The sequence below is a fragment of the Bacillus cereus group sp. MYBK227-1 genome (assembly GCF_051916325.1).
Taxonomy (GTDB): domain Bacteria; phylum Bacillota; class Bacilli; order Bacillales; family Bacillaceae_G; genus Bacillus_A; species Bacillus_A cereus.
Map to the genome: position 1 here is coordinate 49,176 of NZ_JBQAGK010000002.1, position 20,299 is coordinate 69,474.

The following is a 20,299-nucleotide window of genomic DNA, read 5'->3' on the forward strand; positions in this document are numbered from 1 at the left end:
ATTGTGTAAATTTAATTTCTTGCTTCTGAAGTGTTGACGTGTAAAATAATTTTATGATAAAATAAACATTTTGCTAAAAAACTAAAAGTATGTTAAGCTTGAGAAGGTTACCATATATGGAGGTGGATTATTTGTTTCAAATTGGCGATAACATTGTTTATCCAATGCAGGGAGCAGGTATAATTAAAGCCATAGAAGAGAAGGAAATCTCAGGAGAAAAACAACAGTATTATGTTATAAAAATGTCGGCTAGTAATATGGAACTAATGATTCCAGCAGGGAGAATATTGAATTCGAATATACGTCCAGTTACGGATATAACCGCATTAGCACACATAATGGATATTTTTCAACATGGGGAATCAGATAGATTACTTACGTGGAAACAAAGGTATAAATTGAACACTGATAAAATAAAGACGGGTAAAATGCAAGAAGGTGCTGAAGTTGTGCGTGATTTAATGCGTATACAGAAAGAAAAAGCACTTAATGCAAGCGAAAAGAAGATGTTAGATAACGCATATGAATTTTTGATTAGTGAACTGGGATTAATTGAAGGTATCACAGAAAATCAGATAAAAAGCTTTTGTTAAGGTTCATTACAAATAATGTATTATATCCCAAAAAAGATCTTGAATTTTTTGGGAACATAATTATAGAAAATTTATCATTTCAAAGACATTCAACTCTTTCAAACCACTTTTAGAGCATTACCTCTATTGTTATTACTACAATCAAATCCATTTTTATTTTTTAATTTCATTTATGAATGTTCGAAGTTTAATTGAATACTTCGATAAAATAGTTACTTGATTTTTGCAATCCTGATTCACACTGGCACGGACGAGGAGCCGTAAGGATGAAAGAGAGGTAGGGCTTTCATTGTTTTAGGTATATAAGTTATTATTTTTAGAAGAATACTGAACCATTTTCACTTCTATTGATAAGGTGTTTTTTTATTAAAGAGATAAACGAATTGACAGCCATATATGGTCAACAAAAAAGGTTTCCTCCTAAGGAAACCTTTTTAATATTATTTATAGCGTTTTGTTTTTTGAATATTCGAATTTTTTATTTTAAAGTCGTAAAAATTGACGTTACTATCTAAAAGTAAGTATGATGCGATTATAGTAAGATTTTTTAGGGGGAAGAAAAATGACAAGTTCAAGTAATAAAGCAGCGAGTATTTATGAAGGAACAAATGTAAATGCTGGGGGATTTTTTGAAAACGTTGAAGAAACAAAGTTGTTTGATCCAATTCAAGTTGGAGCTTGGTCTCTTCGTAATCGTATAGCGATGGCACCGATGACAAGATGCTTTGCAGATAATGAGACTGGAGTAGTTGGTGCGGATGTAGTGGAGTACTACAGAAAACGTGCTGCGGATGGAATTGGACTAATTATTACAGAAGGAATTGTCATTAGTCCGAGAGCAAAAGGAAACCCAGGAGTACCAGGTATTTATACACAAGAACAAATCGATTCTTGGAAACCTGTTACAGAGGCAGTACATAAAGAAGGCGGGACGATTATTGCTCAAATATGGCATGTTGGGCGTATGAGTCATCATGAAATAATTGGTGGTCAAATGCCACAAGCGCCGTCGGCTATCGCTGCAGAGGGAAATGTTCCACGCTTTCGTAAACCGTTTGATATGCCAGAAGCAATGACGTTAGAAGAAATACAAGAAGTGATCGATCAATACGCACAAGCTGCGAAAAATGCGATCGAAGCTGGATTTGATGGAGTAGAAATTCACGGTGCACACGGATATTTAATCGATCAATTTACGTATGAGTTTGCGAATAAGCGAACAGATAAATATGGCGGTGATTTAAAACAAAGGTTAACGTTTATGAAAGAAGTAACGGCAGCTGTAATAGAAGCTGTTGGAGCTAATAAAACACTTCTTCGTTTCTCTGCTTTCAAAGGTGATAATCCTACTTATATGTGGGAAAACCCTGAGTTTGCAATTGAAACGTTCATAAATATGTTTAAAGAGGTTGGATTAACGATGATCCATCCTTCAACGATGAATTATACCCAAGAGATTGCTGACGGAAAGAATTTTCATCAACTAGTAAGAAAATATTGGGATGGTACGATTGTTGGGGTTGGTAATTTAAATCCGAAAGAGGCCGAAGAAGCGTTGCAAGAAGGAACGATTGATGTAGCGGCATTCGGAAGACCGTTAATTGCTAATCCAGACTTTGTTCATCGAATTAAACACGCTGAAAGTTTAGTTGAATATGACGCGAAAGAGCATCTTGTTACGTTAGTATGAATAAAGATAAAAGGAGAACACATCTAGTGTTCTCTTTTTATTATGGAATTTCATAGGGGGAAGCGGGATGAGTGAAACGCTACTCGTTATTATTAGTATATTACTATTTTTAATGTTGCTTTTAATCGTCTTTTTTATCATTACATTTTTTATAAAAAAACGAACACATCATTCTATTTTAAAATTACATCCGTACTTAGGAAGAATGCGCTACTTACTGGAAAAGATAGGGCCTGAATTTCGACAATATTGGTTTGATCATGATACGGATGGAAAGCCTTTCTCACGTTATGATTTTCAAAGTGTTATGTTTTTAGCGAAATATCGCTCTGAAATACTTGGTTTTGGATCAAAACGAGATTTTGAAGCTTCTGGATATTATATTGCTAATACATTATTTCCGATATTAACGGAGGAATTAAGTGTGAATCTCACGCAAGAGCGAGAAGGTAAAAAGTACGTGATTCATAAAGAAGGGTTATTTTCAAGAAGAGAAAAATTGACAGCGGATACAACGAATCTTTGGCTGTACGAAGAAGATGATGCAATTATAGTCGGTGAGAACCGTAAATATCCGTGGAAGCTACATGGCATGTTTGGTGCATCTGCGACTTCTTATGGTGCGATTGGAGAAAATTATATTTTAGCGAGTGGTCTTGGAGCAAAAATGGCAGGCGGGTCGTGGATTAATACGGGTGAAGGTGGCGTTATTCCAGAACATTTACATACAGGAGCGAATATCGTTGCGCAAATTGGTCCAGGGTTATTTGGATACCGTGATGAAGACGGTAATTTTTCAATGGGAAAATTCATGGAGAAAGTGAAAGAAAGTAATATTAGAGCATTCGAATTGAAATTTGGGCAAGGTGCTAAAATACGTGGTGGTCATTTAGAGGGGCAAAAAGTAAATGAGAAAATTGCGTTTGTTCGCAACGTCCGAAAGGGAGAGACGATTAATTCACCGAATCGATTTTCATTTTTAAAGAATGCAGCGGATACACTTTATTTTATTCAACAGTTGCAAGAAAGCGGCGGTAAACCAGTTGGAATGAAAATTGTAATTGGTCAGCAGAAGCCTTTGGAAGATTTAATAAAAACAATGAAAGAACTAAACATTTATCCAGATTTTATTACAATAGACGGTTCAGAAGGCGGGTCAGGGGCAACGTATAAATCGATGGCAGATTGTATGGGACTGCCGCTTATTCCAGCATTACTTACATTTATTGATACAGCAAACCATTATGGTGTTCGTAACAAGTTTAAAGTATTTGCATCGGGTAAATTAATCACACCAGATAAAGTAGCGATTGCTTTAGCGATTGGGGCGGATGCTGTAAGTTCAGCCCGCGGATTTATGATGGCAAGCGGCTGTATTATGGCCCTTCAATGTAATTCTGGCCAATGTCCATCTGGTGTAGCCACGACGAATCCGCATTATCAAAAAGCGTTAGATCCGTATGAGAAGAAGTGGCGAGTCATGAATTATATTATTAGTATGAGATATAGTTTATTTTCATTAGCGGCAGCGGCGGGAGTGAAGAGCCCGCGCCATTTAACTAGAGAGCATATTGTGTTTAAAGACGAGGTGGGGAGAGTAGTTCCTCTTTCGGAATTGTTTCCTATAGTAAATCAAACCTAAAAGTATATTTGATATGTAAGATTTTTTTAAGGAATAATCATATTTTTGGAAAAATTAGGAGTATAATAGGGAAGTATTTTTAAAAATGACTATTTTTAGGGAGAGATTCACTTGCAATAAGGTTCTTACAGTATTACAATTTTTTTACTCGTCATAGGGCTCGTTATATTTAGACGCATGCGCTCTATGAATCGACCAATTAATAATAAAGGAAGACGACTACTATTGCCATTATTTTTCTTATTACCAGGTTTTTCTTTATACGCAGCACCGATACAACTTGCTGGTTGGCAAATTTGTATAGCTGCTGGGATCGGACTGCTATTGTCAATTCCACTTATTATTTTAAGTGGGTATGAAGTCAGAGAAGATGGTCAAATTTATGCAAAAAAAAGTATCGCTTTTATTGCTACATTTTTAGTTATCGTTCTTTTACGTGCTTATTTTAGAAGACATTTACAAGGTCTAGATCCAAAGTCAATCGGCATTCTTTTCTACACTCTTGCGGTTTGTTATATAGTACCTTGGCGTATTGGATGTTATATGAAATTTCGTAAAGTATATGTAGAGAAAGAGAAAATTGAGACGTCAATAAGCTAAAAGTCATACATTTGTATGGCTTTTTTCTTTTAAAATTTATCGGGTAAACGAATGAAAATAAGGTGTGAAAAAACACCGTTTAATTTTCTGAATATTATTACTTTAATTCCTTAAAAAATCATTGTAATCCACTGGGATAAAGGCGTTTATAAAGGTTTTCACATGTAATAAAAAGTGCTCGTTCACTTGAAAGAACAAAAAATGTTTGTTAAGGTAGGGAACCATAAGCGAAAACAAGAAAATAGAAAAAGTCATTTTTCGAAATTTTGAATGGCTTATGGACTAAGGGAGAGATTTGGTGAAGATTGAAATTATGGTTTCGCTTGCTATTTATATGGCAGGTATGTTGTATATCGGATATTGGTCTTATAAGAAGACATCCGATTTATCAGATTATATGTTAGGTGGAAGGGGACTTGGTCCAGCAGTTACAGCTTTATCAGCTGGTGCTTCTGACATGAGTGGCTGGATGCTAATGGGATTACCTGGTGCGATGTATGCAACAGGATTATCAAGTGTATGGATTGCGATAGGTTTATTAATAGGTGCGTATGCAAACTATTTAATCATTGCCCCGCGTTTACGAACGTATACAGAAGTGGCAAATGATTCAATTACGATTCCAGACTTTTTAGAAAATCGGTTTAAAGATCGTACGAAAATACTTCGTTTTGTCTCTGCTATCGTCATTTTAGTATTTTTCACATTTTATGCGTCGGCTGGTTTAGTTTCAGGTGGACGTTTGTTTGAAAATTCTTTTAACCTTGATTATAAAATTGGTTTATTTGTAACAGTGGGTGTCGTTGTTGCGTATACACTATTCGGTGGCTTTCTAGCCGTAAGTTGGACGGACTTTGTGCAAGGTTGTATTATGTTTATTGCGCTTGTATTAGTGCCAATTGTTGCTTTTACGGATGTCGGTGGTGTAACAGAAACATTTAATACGATTAAGCAAGTCGATGCATCGCATTTGGATATGTTTAAAGGGACTACAGTATTAGGGATTATTTCCTTTTTAGCATGGGGCCTTGGATATTTTGGTCAACCACATATTATTGTCCGCTTTATGGCAATTACCTCTATTAAAGATTTAAAAACTTCTCGTAGAATCGGTATCGGTTGGATGACGATTTCAATTATAGGTGCAATGCTTACTGGTCTAATTGGTATCGCCTATTATGCTAAAAATAATGCGATATTACAAGACCCAGAAATGGTCTTTGTAACATTCTCAAATATTTTATTCCATCCATACATTACAGGATTTTTATTATCAGCTATTTTGGCTTCGATTATGAGTAGTATTTCCTCACAATTACTTGTTATTTCAAGTGCAGTAACGGAAGACTTTTATAAAACATTTTTCCGTCGTAACGCAAGTGACAAAGAACTTGTATTTATCGGTAGATTATCAGTATTAGTAGTGGCTATGATAGCAGTTGTTTTAGCGTATCATCCAAGTGATACAATTTTAACACTTGTAGGTTATGCTTGGGCAGGATTTGGTTCAGCATTTGGACCCGCTATTTTATTAAGTTTATATTGGAAGAGAACGAACAAATGGGGCGTTCTTGCTGGTATGATTGTCGGTGCAGTAGTTGTTATAGCATGGGTACAAATTCCAAGTTTAAAAGCAATTATGTATGAAATGGTACCTGGATTCTTCTGTAGTTTATTAACTGTTATCGTTGTAAGTTTATTAACGAAAGAACCCGTTAAGGCAGTTCATCGTGAATTTAATGAGATGGAAGCAGTACTGGAAGAAGAAACGAAATGATTTGAAAAGAGAGTAGACGGTGAATAACGTTTACTCTCTTTTCTTTTTAAATGAAATAAGTAACTTATTGACAAAGAAAAGTAAGTAACTTATAATAAGTATTGAGGTTGAGATAAATGACATTCTAAATCAAGTTTTATTATGATTTTAGAGTGAGTAAATGTTTTTTGGAAACTATCTTGAAATCGAGATAATCCCGATAAGTTAGACGCTAATGTGTAATTTTGTAATTAATATCTCGAATTCGAGATAAAATTATTATAACGGATTTTACTTTGTAGCATGGACAAAATGAATAATGAATTTAAATGTAAAAGAATTTTTATAATGAAATAAAAAAGGAGTGGAAGAAATGGAAAAGAAAACAATGGGAATCCATCACATTACAGCGATTGTAGGGCATCCACAAGAAAATGTAGACTTTTATGCTGGTGTATTAGGGTTACGTTTAGTGAAACAAACAGTGAATTTTGATGATCCAGGTACGTACCATCTTTATTTTGGAAATGAAGGAGGAAAGCCTGGAACAATTATTACGTTTTTCCCATGGGCAGGTGCTCGTCAAGGTATTATTGGGGACGGTCAAGTAGGAATTACGTCTTACGTTGTACCAAAAGGTACAATGGAGTTTTGGGAAAATAGATTAGAAAAATTCGATGTTTCGTATACAAAAATGACTCGTTTTGGAGAGCAGTATTTAGAATTTGATGATCCGCATGGTTTGCATATAGAATTAGTTGAAAGAGAAGCAGGCGAATTAAACAATTGGAGTTTTGGAGAAGTTACACCAGAAGTAGCAATTAAAGGGTTTGGAGGTGCTGTTCTTTTATCTGCACAGCCTCAAAAAACAGCTGAATTGTTAGAACATATTATGGGTCTTGAAAAAATTGGAGAAGAGGGCGAATTTGTTCGATTCCGTTCTTCTGCTGACATTGGAAATATTATTGATTTGAAATTATCAACAATCGGTCGTGGCCAAATGGGCGTTGGCACAGTTCATCATATTGCCTGGAGAGCGAGTGATGATGCTGATCAGCTAGACTGGAAAGAGTATGTGTCGCGTTTTGGATATCACGTAACTCCTGTACAAGATCGAAATTATTTTAACGCGATTTATTTTAGAGAACATGGTGAAATCTTATTTGAAATTGCAACAGATCCTCCTGGTTTCGCTCATGATGAATCGTTAGAGACGATGGGTGAGGAATTAAAGTTACCGGAACAATATGAACAACATAGAAAACAGATTGAACAAACGCTTTTACCATTTGAAGTGAGAAATTTAGATTAAAGTGATTGGAGGGGGAACAGGATTATGATGAAACATGTTTTTCAAAAAGGAAAAGATACGTCAAAACCAGTGTTGTTATTACTTCATGGCACAGGTGGTAATGAATTAGATTTACTACCACTTGCAGAAATAATTGATCCGGAAGCGTCGGTATTAAGCGTTAGGGGAAATGTGTTAGAGAATGGGATGCCGCGTTTCTTCCGCCGATTAGCAGAGGGCATTTTTGATGAAGAGGATTTAATTTTCCGTACGAAGGAATTAAATGAATTTTTAGATGAAGCGGCTAAAGAATATAAATTCGATAGAAATAACATTGTAGCTATCGGTTATTCGAATGGGGCAAATATCGCAGCAAGCTTATTATTCCATTACGAAAATGCATTGAAAGGTGCTGTGCTTCATCACCCAATGGTACCAAGAAGAGGAATTCAATTAGCAAATTTAGCAGGGAAATCTGTGTTTATTGCTGCTGGGACAAATGACCCAATTTGTTCATCAGCAGAGTCAGAGGAATTGAAGGTACTATTAGAAAATGCAAATGCGAATGTAACAATGCATTGGGAAAATCGAGGGCATCAATTAACGATGGGTGAAGTAGAAAAAGCAAAAGAGTGGTATGACAAAGCATTTTAAAAAAGAAGCATCTGCTAACGATTAGCAGATGCTTCTTTTTTATTTAAGACTGGATTGCAAGATGAGATGAAGAAAGTGGTAACTCAATATCAACAATCGTACCTTTATTTAATTCGCTTGAAATGTGTAATCTACCATGATGTTCTTCAATTATTTTGTAACACATCATTAATCCTAGTCCTGTGCCTTTTTCTTTTAAACTATAAAAAGGTTCGCCTAGACGGGAGATACGATCTTCAGGAATGCCGCAACCTTCATCGATAATTCGTATTAAGATGAAATTATCCTCTAATGGTTTTGTTTGGATGAAAATATTTCCGCCATTTGGCATTGCTTCTATCGCATTTTTTAATATGTTTATAAAAACTTGTTTTAATTGGTTACCGTCACATTGAATATCATATACGTAATCAAAATGATCCATGATGATATGAACGCTATGCATAATTGCAGTCGGTAAAATAAATGTAACTACCTCTTCAATTAAAGTTTGTATGTTACAAGTTTGGATAGATAATACTTGTGGCTTAGACATCGCCATAAATTGACTCGTGATGGATTCCATTTGTGAAATCTCACTTAACATAACATCGATATACCATTTCTGCTCCTCACTTATTTCAGGGAGGAGCAACGTTAGAAAACCTTTTAGAGAAGTGAGTGGATTTCGAATTTCATGGGCAATTCCAGCTGTCAGTTGTCCGACTACTGCGAGCTTCTCTGATTTTCGTAGTAACTTTTCAGTTTCTTTTAGCTCAGTAACATCTCTCCCCATCACGATAAGACCTTTGCGAGAACCATCAGGATGATAAAGCGGAACTTTTGATATACTTAAGATTAGATCGAAATCATCTCTATGTATAATAAATTCCTCGCCATGAAGAATTTGTCTTTGTTGCCATGCTAGTTCATCGATTTCTTCACAATGTAAAAAAGCTTCTCGGTATGCTTCATTATATTGAATGAGTTCGCTATCTTTTTTCCCGTGGTAAGGTACATGATGGAAATTGAAGCAAGAAAGTGCGTAATCATTTGCCTCAAGCCAGCGCCCTTCATGATCTTTAAAAATAACAAACGCAGGCATGGAGTTTACTAATGTACGTAATCTCTTCTCACTTTCTTTTAGCATATTCTCAATTCTTTCTGATTTTTCAAGCGGCTTCATAATAGCATATACGCCAGTAAGACGATTTTGAACAAAAATAGGAACTAGTTTTGTCACAACATCTAATAAGAATCCATTTTTATGATAAATAGATAAGATATACTCTTGTTGATTATCCGCTTCAGTATTCTTTATATTTTGTAATACTTGCTCAGAAATATGGGCTTCTAAAATAGAGGTAATATTTTTCTGTTCTAATTCTAAAGAAGTGTAACCTAATATTCTTTCGGCAGAAGGATTTATATGTAGAATAACTCCTTCTAAATTTAATGAAATAATACTATCAGGATTGTGTTCGAACAGAGATGCGTACATTTCTGTTAATGAACGATCTTGTATATGGTTTCGCAAACGTCTAGAAATGTTCGGATGACGTTTGTTTTGAGTTGGTGAATATTTTTTACGACTCATAATAGTTCCTCCGTACAAATAGCATCTAAAAAGATTTGTCTATTCATAACTATAATATAGATGTAATGTGTATTTCTATAAAAAATGGAAGTTATAGAATAAATTTTGTTTTTTTTATTTTTTGCAAGGTGAATGCAGGATGGTAATAAGGGGAGCTTATATTGTTTTATAAACCTTTTGTAAGTTACAGACGGCTGTTTTCCGTATAACATTAGGGTAGAGGAGGGGGAGAGAAAATGAAAAATTATATTCAAGGGATTGATCACGTGCAAGTAGCTGCACCTGTAGGGTGTGAAGAAGAGGCGCGTGATTTTTATGGGAATACGATTGGTATGGAAGAAATTCCAAAGCCAGAAGAGTTGAAAAAACGAGGTGGATGTTGGTTTAAATGCGGAAATCAAGAAATCCATATTGGTGTCGAGCGGAACTTTACACCAGCTAAAAAGGCTCATCCAGCTTTTTATGTGAATGAAATTAATGAATTTAAGCAAACACTTATAGAGCAAGGTGTTAAAGTGATTGATGATTATGCACGGCCAGATGTAATTCGATTTTACGTGTCAGATCCATTTGGAAACCGAATTGAATTTATGCAAAATAAAGACTAGGTGGATTCCCACCTAGTCTTTAACTTCTTCTGAAAAGTCCTAACACTTCTACAGTTTCTGTAATATTAACGAATGCATTCGGGTCGATTTCAGAAATTGTTAGTTTCATACTTGCTAATTCTTCACGAGAAACGACGGTCATAAGTACACGCTTTTTCTCGCTTGAATAAGCACCTTCGCCATCAAGTAACGTTATTCCACGTACAACAGTTGAAAGAAGTTGTTTTTTCATTTTTTCTGCTTCATTTGTTACAATCATAAGTGTAACTTTACGATGTTTTGTATGAACAGCATCAATTACTTTACCAGTTACATAAATTGAAAGTAAGCTTGTAAGTGCAACATCCCAGGTGAAGAAGAATCCTGCGATTATTACAACGACTGCATTTAAAATAATAAGGAATCCGCCAAGTTTAATGTCTCGCTTGCGGGATAAAAGCATACCGATAATATCAAATCCACCAGTGGATCCATTACAGTTAAAAACAAGACCAATACCAGCTCCAGCGATTACACCTCCGAAGATAGAAGATAACAATGGATCTGTTGCTACGACTTTTACTGGAACGTAGTATAATGCAACAGATAATACAACTACAGAGACAACTGTGTTAAAAATTACTTTTTTTCCAAGACCTATGTACCCTAAAATAAGGATAGGTAAGTTTAATACAAAGTTAATAATGCCTGTGTTTACAGGGGTTACAATCCCTAAAATAATAGCAATTCCGCCAATTCCACTACTTAAAATTTTGTGGGGGATAAGGAAAAGATTAAAGGCAACCGCAATAATAATAGAACCGATAATAACACCAAGGAATCTGACCATTTCTTTCCCGTCCTTCACTGAAAAATTCATATTATTTCAAGATTATATATGATATTGAAAGTTTTGGGTAAAAACAGTTTATTTAGGTAAATTAGATTAATCAAAAGAATTTGAGTATTTTATCATTTGAAAGGGGATACAGTTGTGAAGATAAAAACATATCAACAGAAAAGCCCGTTGAAGCAAGAATGTGAGGATTCTTATTTTTGTAATAAAGAAAAAAAGATTTATGGTGTATGTGACGGTGCAACACCACTTGTCCCGTTTCGTGATGAAAAGGGACATAATGGAGCATACATCGCTTCGCATTTATTTGCAAGTTATTTTACTGCATTACGAGAGAATCATAGTTTACAATTTGCAGTTGCCAAAGCAAATGAAGCATTGCAAAGCAAAATGTTAGAATATGAAGTAGACACGAGAAAAAAAGAGCATTTGTGGTGCACATGTATCGCGGCAGTCCAAATAGTTGGTGAGAAAATTGAATATGCGCAGCTTGGGGACTGTATGATTGTCACAACTTTTCAAAATGGAACGATGCAAGTATTAACGAAAGACACAGTTGAAGGAATTAGTAAAAGAGCAAAAAAGAAGAGGGAAGAAGATCGTAAAAAAGGGTTATCTGTACCAGAAGAATATGTTTTTCAAGATGTTCGAGAACAGTTAAAATACAATCGTTATCTTGCAAATATGCCAAATGGTTATTCAGTTGCAAATGGAATGAAAGAAGCGATACATTATTTACAACATGGTGAATTACATACAGATGAAGTGAGTGGGATTTTTATTTGTTCAGACGGGTTATTTCACCCAGATTGGTCATTAGAACAAACTGTTGCATATATAAGAAAGAATAGTATAAACGAATATATAGCAATTATTGAAGAGCTAGAAGCGGAAAAGAGAATAAGGCCAGATGATAAAACGATTATTATGATTGATTTTTAAGAGGAGGCAGTTCAAATGGAAATTAAACGTGTCAATCTAACATTTCAAGATGAATTAGTTCCTTTAGAAAAAGTAAACAAACTGATTATTCACCATACAGCTGAAGATGGATGGGACGTGTATAAAACGCATGAATTTCATCAAACTGTAAGGGGGTGGAGCGGAATTGGTTACAACTATTTTATCGAAAAGGATGGAACTGTAGTGGAAGGGCGAGGTTTACATATTGGAGCGCACGCGAAAGACCATAACCGTCATACAATTGGAATATGTATGACGGGAAATTTCGATAAATACGATCCCACTCCCCCGCAAGTGAATGCATTATATTCTTTATGCAAAATGTTTATGAAGCAATTTGCTATAAAGAAAGAAAATATACTAGGTCATAGGGAGTTAGAAGGAGTTACAAAAAGCTGTCCTGGTAATCGTTTTTCTATGGTAGAGTTAAGGAAGATATTATCTTAAATATAGAGGAGTAACAACGATGATGAATATAAAAATACCAAATGATAAAAAAGAAGAGCTTGTAGCACAAATTCAGCAATTTTTCATGGAAGAAGATCTAGATGAAATTGGACGTTTCCAAGCAGAGCGTTTAATAGAAGAAATGATTAAATTAGTTGGACCATTTGCATACAATCAAGCAATTGGAGATGCAAGAAAGCTTGTAAGTGAGAAATTAACGAATATGGAAGAAGATTTATACGTGTTAGAGAAAAATGAAGGGAAATAAAAAAAGAGCCGATGGGCTCTTTTTTATTTTTCTTTCTTATGTTCCTTATATTCATGTACTTTTTCTTTCACATTACCAACTGTATCTTTAGCAGTGCCTTTCACCTTATCCCATTTTCCTTCAGCTTGTAATTTCTTATTGTCAGTTACTTTCCCAACAACTTCTTTTACTTCACCTTTTACCTTATCAATGGCACCTTCTACTTTTTCTTTTAAACCATGATCATGTTTAGTCATACATTTCTCCTCCTTGTAGTTTGACTAGAATTCTCTTTTCATATTGCAAGTTGAATGATGTATCTAGTAATAGCGTAACAAATCTAGTTTGAATATTCAAATGATTAATAGGATAGAAAAGGAATTGTCATAAAATGTTTAAAAATGTAACGGAAGGAGAAATAAAGTAAATTATAATATGTCTTTTGCGGTCCATATTGATTTTGTATAAGCGATTTTCATGTGAGCACGTTCCATGTTATTTTGACTGCCGCTACCGAACCTTGCTTGTCCAACTATTAAAGTACAATTGGATTCAATAGCTGTCTTAATTCGTTTTTGAATTAATGCAGTATGACAGCCTTTACGCTGAAATTCTGGCAAAGTAGCAGAAGCAGCTAATGATGCGACACCCTTATTTATATACAGGACACCAATACCAGCAGGGATATTTTGAACTTCAGCTATGAAAAAATGCCACCCTGGTTCATTGTAAAGAATTTCATTATTTTGGCGCACGCTATCTTTTGTAAAGGATGGCATATTAAATCCACGTACATAAATGTCTGCAAAAATATCAAACTCATTTTCCTTTAGTTTTCGTATTGTAATATTAGAAGGAAGAAGTGATGAACCCTCTCTCGGTATACTATACAAAGCAGTATGGAAGCTAGATTGATAAAACCCTTTTTGAGATAAGTATTGAAATAATTCAGTTGTACCTTGTGCTGGGGTAATTTCAAAACGACAAGGGATTTGTAGTGATTCATAATAAGAAATGATTGCATCAATCGCATCTGCATTTGTAATACCTTTTACTGTATTAAAAGCAGGACCAGCAATTATTTTTGATGAAAAGGCAGTGGCGCTACCGAATTTTTTCATTTGCACTTGCATTGGGTTTCCGCTTATTGTTTGTAGTCTCTCTAATCTAGAAGAGAGCATGTCAATTTCTGCATTTTCAATTTCTGTTGCTATATCGAGTGTCATAACAGTAGTCATAAAATTCCTCCGTTAATAAATATATTTCATAGTACATATACGATTTTTGTTTTGAGATTCCTGTTGAAATGTGAGAGAATAAGAGTTTTTTTGGAAGGGAAATGGAAGTGAGCTGTCGAAGGGAGTGGAAACAGATTAAAGGTGGTGCTCTCATGAAACAAAAAACCGTGCAGACATGCTCTAATTGTGGTTCTCAAAACATAGGAGAAGGTGAGTTTGTCGGATATGCACAAATACGGAAAAAGGAAACGATGTTCACATCTTCACCGGTGGATGCGTATATTTGTACAGATTGTGGGAATATCCTTCTATTAAAAGTACGACATTATGAAAAGTTTAAGCAGAAGCCGTTATGATCATTGAGAAATGGTCATATCCAACGTTGTATACGAAACGACTTATGTTAAGGAAAATGAATATGAGTGATAGTTTACATATATATGAGTATGCTACAGATAAAGAGATGACAACTTTTACTGTATGGGATGCTCATCGATCGTTATGTGACACATATAACTATGTAGAAGAGATTGTGGGGCAATATAATGAAGGGCAAGTAGCACCTCTTGGAATTGTATTAAAAGAGGAGAAAAAACTTATAGGCACGTGTGGATTTATAAAATATGATTTGGTCACACATACAGCAGAAATTGCATACGCCTTATCTCGAAAATATTGGGGAAGAGGATTAGCCACGGAGGCTGCATTAGCTTTTTTCTACTATGGTTTTCATGAGTTGCATCTTAATAGTATTGAAGCGGGATGTGATTCAGAAAATGAAGCATCTGAAAAATTAATGAAACGTTTGAATATGGAGTACAAATATACAATTCAGAAGGATATGTTTATTAAAGGTAAGAATCGCGATACAAAAAGATATTGTATATCTAGAGAAGGATATATGAATCAATGAAATATCTTACATTGAAAAACTCCTTTAAATAAATCAAGGAGTTTTTTTATTTTGATAACAACAAATCGGAGTTTATCTTTTTGTTCGTGTGTTAGGAGTATGGGAGATATATCGAATTTTAGTAGAAAATAAGGAATACAGTAATCGTTTTATTTTTAAACTGAAAAAGAAAGTAAGAAAAAAGGTAGATAGTTTATCGTTCTGAATTATTTCCAAAGAAATAATTCGGAAAATACAGAAAAATGTCGTAATCATTTGCGGAAGTCTGTTATAATAAACGAAAAAATGAAAACGCTTTAAAGGGGGATGTAACCAATATGATGATGAATGTACCGCTAACAATTAGTTCTATGATGGAAAGAGCAGAAAAGTTATTCTCAAAGAAAGAAATTGTTTCTCGTACACATGATACCATTACGACATTAACGTATAAGCAGCTAGGAGAAAGGACGAGAAGACTTTCTAGTGCGTTAAAAAAGCTTGGGATTAAGGAAGGCGAACGTGTAGGAACGTTAGCGTGGAATCATCATCGACATGTGGAGGCGTATTTTGCTATTCCTGGTATTGCTTCCGTTTTACACACAATTAATATTCGTTTATCTCCTCAACATATTTCATACATTATTCAGCACGCAGAAGACCGAATTCTACTTATAGATGAAGATCTCGTACCGCTTGTTGAAAATATTCAATCACAATTATCAACTGTACAAGCTTACATTATTATGACTGATAAAGATGAACTCCCAAACACTACGCTGAAGCCTGTATATCATTATGAAAAGCTATTAGAAGAAGGCGATCCCAATTTCCAATTTGTAAAAGATATTGATGAAAATACACCAGCTGGTATGTGTTATACGTCAGCGACTACAGGAAATCCGAAAGGTGTTGTATATACGCATCGTAGTACTGTACTGCATTGCATGGCACTCGGTTTAGCGGATACAGCTGCTTTATCGGAAAGTGACGCGGCGATGGCAATTGTACCGATGTTCCATGTGAATGCTTGGGGACTTCCTTTCGCTGCTACTTGGTTTGGATCAAAACAAGTTCTTCCAGGACCGATGTTTACGCCGAAAATTTTATTAGAAATGATCCAATCTGAAAAAGTGACGTTAGCTGCCGGTGTGCCGACAATTTGGCTCGGTGTATTACAAGAGTTAGAAAATAATAGTTATGATTTATCTAGTATGACGAGAATACTATGTGGTGGTGCAGCCGCACCGAAAAGTGTTATTAAAGCATTTGAACAGAAACACAATGTTCCTTTCATCCATGCATATGGTATGACCGAAACAAGCCCACTCGTAACACTTGCACGTTTAAAAAGTTATGAAACAGAATTATCGTATGAAGAGCAATTAGAAATTAGATCAAAGCAAGGGTATCTTGTCCCTGGTGTAGAGATGAAAGTAGTCGGTACAAATGGTGAAGTGAAGTGGGACGGTACGGAGATGGGAGAACTATGTTTACGAGCACCTTGGATCGCTGAAAGCTATTATAACGATGATCGTACTGTCGAAGGTTTTCGCGATGGATGGTTATATACTGGTGATGTTGTCACAGTGGATGAGGAAGGTTGCGTGAAAATTGTTGACCGTACGAAGGATGTTATTAAAAGCGGGGGAGAATGGATTTCTTCGGTCGATCTTGAAAATGCTTTAATGGCACATGATGCTATATTTGAAGCGGCTGTCGTTGCAGTTCCTCACCCTCAGTGGCAAGAGCGACCAATTGCCTGCGTTGTTCAAAAGAAAAATAGTACGGTTACAAAAGAAGAAATATATGAGTTTTTAAAACCACAGTTTGCGAAGTGGTGGTTGCCAGACGATATTGTCTTTATGGAAGAAATACCGAAAACATCTGTTGGGAAGTTTTTAAAACAGGCGCTTCGGAAAGAACTGGAGCATTTGCATAGAGAGAAATAAGTGAACTTCTATTTGTAAACTCTAATACATTAATGGTTGACAAAAGAAGAATGGAAAGATAATATGATTTTTGTGATATGTTACCTAAAATAAATTTTAAGTTTACAAATAGGAGAAGCAAATATGAATACAAAAAACTTAGTTTTTGTCGCTTTATTTAGTTCTATTATGGGAGTGTTAGGGTTAATACCTCCGATTGCTCTTTCTATTACACCAGTTCCAATTACATTGCAATCACTCGGTGTTATGCTTGCGGGTGGGTTGTTAGGATCACGTCTAGGTGCGTTAAGTCAGCTTATTTTCTTACTTATTGTAGGAGTTGGAGCACCATTGCTTGCTGGTGGACGCGGTGGCCTTGGTGTATTTGTTGGACCAAGTGCAGGATATTTACTTGGTTACATCATTGGGGCGTTTGTTATTGGTTATTTAATTGAGCGTTTACGTGAAGTTTCTATTATAAAAGTATTATGTATTAATATAATTGGTGGTATTTTCGTAGTTTATGTATTTGGTATTACTGTACAAGCGTTCTTAATGGATGTTTCTGTATGGGAGACAATGAAAGTGAGTGCTGTGTTTTTACCAGGGGATTGTATAAAAGCAATTATTGCGGCAGTTCTCGTAACAAAATTACATCGTTCATTGAAACATATTATTACGCCCGCTTTAAAGAATGGAAAATATACAAATGCGGGATGATAAAGGGAAGAAACACGTTAATTGCGTGTTTCTTTTTATTATTATTGTAAAGAAAGGACGTCTCATATGGGGATTACAAAAGAATATAAAAAGCATGCCTCTTTACAACCAAATAAAATAGCGATAAAGGAAAATGATAGAGTTTTAACATATAAAGAGTGGTTTGAATCAGTTTGTAAAGTAGCAAGCTGGTTAAATGAAAAAAAATCGAAGAATAAAACGATAGCAATCCTATTAGAAAATCATATAGAGTTTTTACAACTATTTTCTGGTGCCGCTATGGCCGGGTGGGTTTGTGTTCCGTTAGATATAAAGTGGAAACAAGATGAGCTCAGAGAAAGAATTGAAATTAGTAATCCGGATATGATTGTGACAGAACGATATAAGGTGAATGATCTATTGGATGAAGAAGGAAGAGTAATTGAAATTGATGAGTGGAAAAGAATGATAGAGAAATATCTTCCTACATATTCCACTGTAGAAAGTGTACAACATGCTCCTTTTTATATGGGATTTACATCAGGATCAACAGGAACAGCAAAAGCATTTTTACGTGCACAGCAATCGTGGGTTCATAGTTTTGATTGTAATGTACATGACTTTCATATGAAAAGGGAGGATTCAATTTTAATAGCTGGGACGCTCGTTCATTCTCTTTTCTTATACGGGGCAATAAGTGCATTATATGTAGGACAAACAGTGCACATTATGAGAAAGTTCTTTCCAAATCAAGTATTAGATAAGTTAGAAACTGAAAATATATCAGTTATGTATACAGTTCCGACAATGCTTGAATCTTTATATAAAGAAAGTAGATTAATAGAAAATAAAGTGAAAATTATTTCGTCAGGAGCGAAATGGGAAGCTGAAGCGAAAGAAAAAATAAAGAATATATTTCCTTATGCGAAAAGATATGAATTTTATGGTGCATCAGAGTTAAGTTTTGTAACAGCACTAGTCGATGCAGAAAGCGAAAGAAGGCCAAATTCAGTAGGAAAACCTTGTCATAATGTGCAAGTTCGAATATGTAATGAAGCAGGCGAAGAAGTACAAAAAGGTGAAATAGGAACTGTTTATGTGAAAAGTGATCAGTTTTTTATGGGATACATAATAGATGGGGTTTTAACACGGGAGTTGAATGCAGAAGGTTGGATGACAGTGCGAGATGTAGGCTATGAAGATGAAGAAGGCTTTATATATATTGTTGGTAGAGAGAAGAATATGATTTTATTTGGAGGAATCAATATTTATCCAGAAGAAATAGAAAGTGTATTACATGAACACCCAGCTGTTGATGAAATAGTTGTAATTGGTGTGAAAGATAGTTACTGGGGTGAAAAGCCCGTCGCGATCGTAAAAGGAAGTGCTACGAAACAACAATTAAAGAGTTTTTGCTTACAGAGATTATCCTCTTTTAAAATACCGAAAGAATGGCATTTTGTAGATGGAATACCTTATACAAATAGTGGGAAAATCGCTCGTATGGAAGCAAAAAGTATGATTGAAAACCTGGAGAAAATATATGAATAGAGCAGTCATTGTAGAGGCGAAAAGAACACCTATTGGTAAGAAGAATGGGATGTTAAAAGAGTATGAAGTTCAGCAATTAACAACGCCGCTTCTTACGTTTTTAAGTAAAGGGATTGAGAGGGAAATAGATGATGTCATATTAGGTAATGTTGTTGGGCCAGGAGGGAATGTTGCGAGACTATCTGCTTTAGAGGCGGGACTTGGCTATCATATTCCTGGTGTAACGATTGATCGGCAATGTGGTGCTGGTTTAGAAGCAATTCGAACTGCGTGTTATCTCATTCAAGGCGGGGCAGGTAAGTGTTATATCGCTGGGGGAGTAGAGAGTACAAGTACGTCACCTTTTCAAAAAAGAGCACGATTTTCACCTGAAACAATTGGTGATCCTGACATGGGAGTAGCGGCTGAATATGTTGCAGAACGTTATAACATCACGAGAGAAATGCAAGACGAGTATGCTTGCCTCAGTTACAGACGAACACTGCAAGCATTAGAAAAAGGATTTATATATGATGAAATATTGTCTTTTAATGGAGTATTAGATGAATCTATAAAGCTAGAAATGAATTATGAACGAATGATTAAAAGAACAAAACCTGCATTTTTACAAAATGGTACAGTAACGGCGGGGAATTCATGTGGTGTAAATGATGGAGCATGTGCCGTTCTTGTAATGGAAGAGGGGCAAGCCCGAAAATTAGGATACAAGCCTGTACTTCGTTTCGTTCGTAGTGCTGTAGTGGGAGTGGATCCCAAGCTTCCAGGGACTGGTCCGATATTTGCGGTGAACAAATTATTAAACGAAATGAATGTAAAAGTAGAGGACATCGATTATTTTGAAATAAATGAAGCATTCGCCTCAAAAGTTGTTGCTTGCGCAAAAGAGTTACAAATTCCGTACGAAAAAGTAAATGTAAATGGTGGAGCAATTGCGCTCGGTCATCCGTACGGTGCATCTGGTGCTATGCTTGTAACACGTTTGTTTTATCAGGCACAAAGAGAGTCTATGAAATATGGAATTGCTACATTAGGAATTGGAGGCGGGATAGGGATTGCGCTATTATTTGAGAAAGTAGAAGACTAGCG

The 20,299-nt window shown here is 35.4% G+C and carries 21 protein-coding genes and 1 pseudogene; 18 read left to right on the top strand and 4 right to left on the bottom strand.

Going from position 1 to position 20,299, the window contains the following annotated elements; translation table 11 throughout:
* The first annotated feature begins 131 nt into the window (after nucleotides 1-131).
* The 7 genes from ACTFRM_RS07405 (at nucleotide 132) to ACTFRM_RS07435 (ending at nucleotide 8,226) form a co-directional block, all read left to right on the top strand.
* Entirely contained in the window at nucleotides 132-593 is a 462-nt protein-coding gene (locus ACTFRM_RS07405) for a CarD family transcriptional regulator (protein ID WP_170317877.1), read from the top strand.
* A 562-nt stretch (nucleotides 594-1,155) separates the two neighbouring features.
* Nucleotides 1,156-2,283, top strand: coding sequence for an alkene reductase (locus ACTFRM_RS07410; RefSeq protein ID WP_000204580.1), 1,128 nt, complete (start codon nucleotides 1,156-1,158; stop codon nucleotides 2,281-2,283).
* Nucleotides 2,284-2,350: 67 nt separating this feature from the next.
* Nucleotides 2,351-3,925, top strand: coding sequence for an FMN-binding glutamate synthase family protein (locus ACTFRM_RS07415; protein ID WP_000005167.1), 1,575 nt, complete (start codon nucleotides 2,351-2,353; stop codon nucleotides 3,923-3,925).
* Between the two features lie 132 nt (nucleotides 3,926-4,057).
* A complete protein-coding gene (locus tag ACTFRM_RS07420; RefSeq protein ID WP_173600444.1) occupies nucleotides 4,058-4,525 on the top strand; it encodes a cytochrome c biogenesis protein CcdC in 468 nt (155 codons plus the stop codon).
* 298 nt (nucleotides 4,526-4,823) lie between these two features.
* Nucleotides 4,824-6,302, top strand: a complete 1,479-nt coding sequence (gene putP, locus ACTFRM_RS07425) for a sodium/proline symporter PutP (RefSeq protein ID WP_000687595.1) — start codon at nucleotides 4,824-4,826, stop codon at nucleotides 6,300-6,302.
* A gap of 352 nt (nucleotides 6,303-6,654) precedes the next feature.
* Nucleotides 6,655-7,593 (top strand): ring-cleaving dioxygenase, encoded by a 939-nt coding sequence (locus ACTFRM_RS07430; protein ID WP_000412739.1) that lies wholly within the window; start codon nucleotides 6,655-6,657, stop codon nucleotides 7,591-7,593.
* Nucleotides 7,594-7,617: 24 nt separating this feature from the next.
* Nucleotides 7,618-8,226: an alpha/beta hydrolase gene (locus tag ACTFRM_RS07435; RefSeq protein ID WP_000975454.1), complete on the top strand. Its 609-nt coding sequence runs from the start codon at nucleotides 7,618-7,620 to the stop codon at nucleotides 8,224-8,226.
* Nucleotides 8,227-8,269: 43 nt separating this feature from the next.
* Here the strand turns inward: ACTFRM_RS07435 and ACTFRM_RS07440 are convergent, their stop codons facing one another.
* Nucleotides 8,270-9,802, bottom strand: a complete 1,533-nt coding sequence (locus ACTFRM_RS07440; RefSeq protein WP_000087662.1) for a BA3702 family sensor histidine kinase — start codon at nucleotides 9,800-9,802, stop codon at nucleotides 8,270-8,272.
* 236 nt (nucleotides 9,803-10,038) lie between these two features.
* Between ACTFRM_RS07440 and ACTFRM_RS07445 the strand changes: the two genes are divergently transcribed.
* Nucleotides 10,039-10,410: a VOC family protein gene (locus ACTFRM_RS07445; RefSeq protein WP_000800772.1), complete on the top strand. Its 372-nt coding sequence runs from the start codon at nucleotides 10,039-10,041 to the stop codon at nucleotides 10,408-10,410.
* A gap of 19 nt (nucleotides 10,411-10,429) precedes the next feature.
* Here ACTFRM_RS07445 and ACTFRM_RS07450 read toward each other — a convergent pair whose 3' ends face one another.
* Complete coding sequence (locus ACTFRM_RS07450) at nucleotides 10,430-11,239, bottom strand: YitT family protein (RefSeq protein WP_000251344.1); 810 nt, start codon at nucleotides 11,237-11,239, stop codon at nucleotides 10,430-10,432.
* 126 nt (nucleotides 11,240-11,365) lie between these two features.
* Between ACTFRM_RS07450 and ACTFRM_RS07455 the strand changes: the two genes are divergently transcribed.
* From ACTFRM_RS07455 to ACTFRM_RS07465, 3 genes are read left to right on the top strand one after another with little or no spacing between them, the layout of a single operon-like run.
* Nucleotides 11,366-12,187, top strand: a complete 822-nt coding sequence (locus ACTFRM_RS07455) for a protein phosphatase 2C domain-containing protein (RefSeq protein ID WP_141096699.1) — start codon at nucleotides 11,366-11,368, stop codon at nucleotides 12,185-12,187.
* Nucleotides 12,188-12,202: 15 nt separating this feature from the next.
* Nucleotides 12,203-12,655 carry a peptidoglycan recognition protein family protein gene (locus ACTFRM_RS07460; RefSeq protein ID WP_000404002.1) on the top strand — a complete coding sequence of 151 codons (453 nt, stop codon included), beginning with the start codon at nucleotides 12,203-12,205 and terminating at the stop codon, nucleotides 12,653-12,655.
* 19 nt (nucleotides 12,656-12,674) lie between these two features.
* On the top strand, nucleotides 12,675-12,923 hold the full coding sequence (locus tag ACTFRM_RS07465; RefSeq protein WP_000981066.1) for a DUF2164 domain-containing protein: 249 nt from the start codon (nucleotides 12,675-12,677) through the stop codon (nucleotides 12,921-12,923).
* A gap of 23 nt (nucleotides 12,924-12,946) precedes the next feature.
* On the opposite strand, the gene ACTFRM_RS07470 is transcribed toward ACTFRM_RS07465, so the two are convergent.
* The gene (locus ACTFRM_RS07470; protein WP_000160410.1) at nucleotides 12,947-13,159 is read right to left on the bottom strand and encodes a CsbD family protein; all 213 of its coding nucleotides are present in this window, start codon (nucleotides 13,157-13,159) and stop codon (nucleotides 12,947-12,949) included.
* 171 nt (nucleotides 13,160-13,330) lie between these two features.
* On the bottom strand, nucleotides 13,331-14,140 hold the full coding sequence (locus ACTFRM_RS07475) for a GNAT family N-acetyltransferase (RefSeq protein WP_000214343.1): 810 nt from the start codon (nucleotides 14,138-14,140) through the stop codon (nucleotides 13,331-13,333).
* Between the two features lie 152 nt (nucleotides 14,141-14,292).
* Here ACTFRM_RS07475 and ACTFRM_RS07480 point away from each other — a divergent pair, with 152 nt between their 5' ends.
* From ACTFRM_RS07480 to ACTFRM_RS07510, 7 genes and pseudogenes are all read left to right on the top strand, one after another.
* Nucleotides 14,293-14,496 (top strand): hypothetical protein, encoded by a 204-nt coding sequence (locus ACTFRM_RS07480; RefSeq protein ID WP_000810948.1) that lies wholly within the window; start codon nucleotides 14,293-14,295, stop codon nucleotides 14,494-14,496.
* Complete coding sequence (locus tag ACTFRM_RS07485) at nucleotides 14,493-15,053, top strand: GNAT family N-acetyltransferase (protein WP_000582845.1); 561 nt, start codon at nucleotides 14,493-14,495, stop codon at nucleotides 15,051-15,053. The genes ACTFRM_RS07480 and ACTFRM_RS07485 overlap by 4 nt, the downstream gene beginning before the upstream one ends.
* A gap of 64 nt (nucleotides 15,054-15,117) precedes the next feature.
* Nucleotides 15,118-15,258: pseudogene (locus tag ACTFRM_RS07490) on the top strand (helix-turn-helix domain-containing protein); the annotation flags it as partial.
* Nucleotides 15,259-15,370: 112 nt separating this feature from the next.
* The gene (locus tag ACTFRM_RS07495) at nucleotides 15,371-16,984 is read left to right on the top strand and encodes a long-chain fatty acid--CoA ligase (RefSeq protein ID WP_000980172.1); all 1,614 of its coding nucleotides are present in this window, start codon (nucleotides 15,371-15,373) and stop codon (nucleotides 16,982-16,984) included.
* Nucleotides 16,985-17,107: 123 nt separating this feature from the next.
* Nucleotides 17,108-17,683, top strand: a complete 576-nt coding sequence (locus ACTFRM_RS07500; RefSeq protein WP_001093334.1) for a biotin transporter BioY — start codon at nucleotides 17,108-17,110, stop codon at nucleotides 17,681-17,683.
* A gap of 66 nt (nucleotides 17,684-17,749) precedes the next feature.
* The gene (locus ACTFRM_RS07505) at nucleotides 17,750-19,213 is read left to right on the top strand and encodes an acyl-CoA synthetase (RefSeq protein WP_088322424.1); all 1,464 of its coding nucleotides are present in this window, start codon (nucleotides 17,750-17,752) and stop codon (nucleotides 19,211-19,213) included.
* A complete protein-coding gene (locus tag ACTFRM_RS07510) occupies nucleotides 19,206-20,297 on the top strand; it encodes an acetyl-CoA C-acyltransferase (protein ID WP_001078009.1) in 1,092 nt (363 codons plus the stop codon). The genes ACTFRM_RS07505 and ACTFRM_RS07510 overlap by 8 nt, the downstream gene beginning before the upstream one ends.
* Nucleotides 20,298-20,299: the final 2 nt, after the last annotated feature.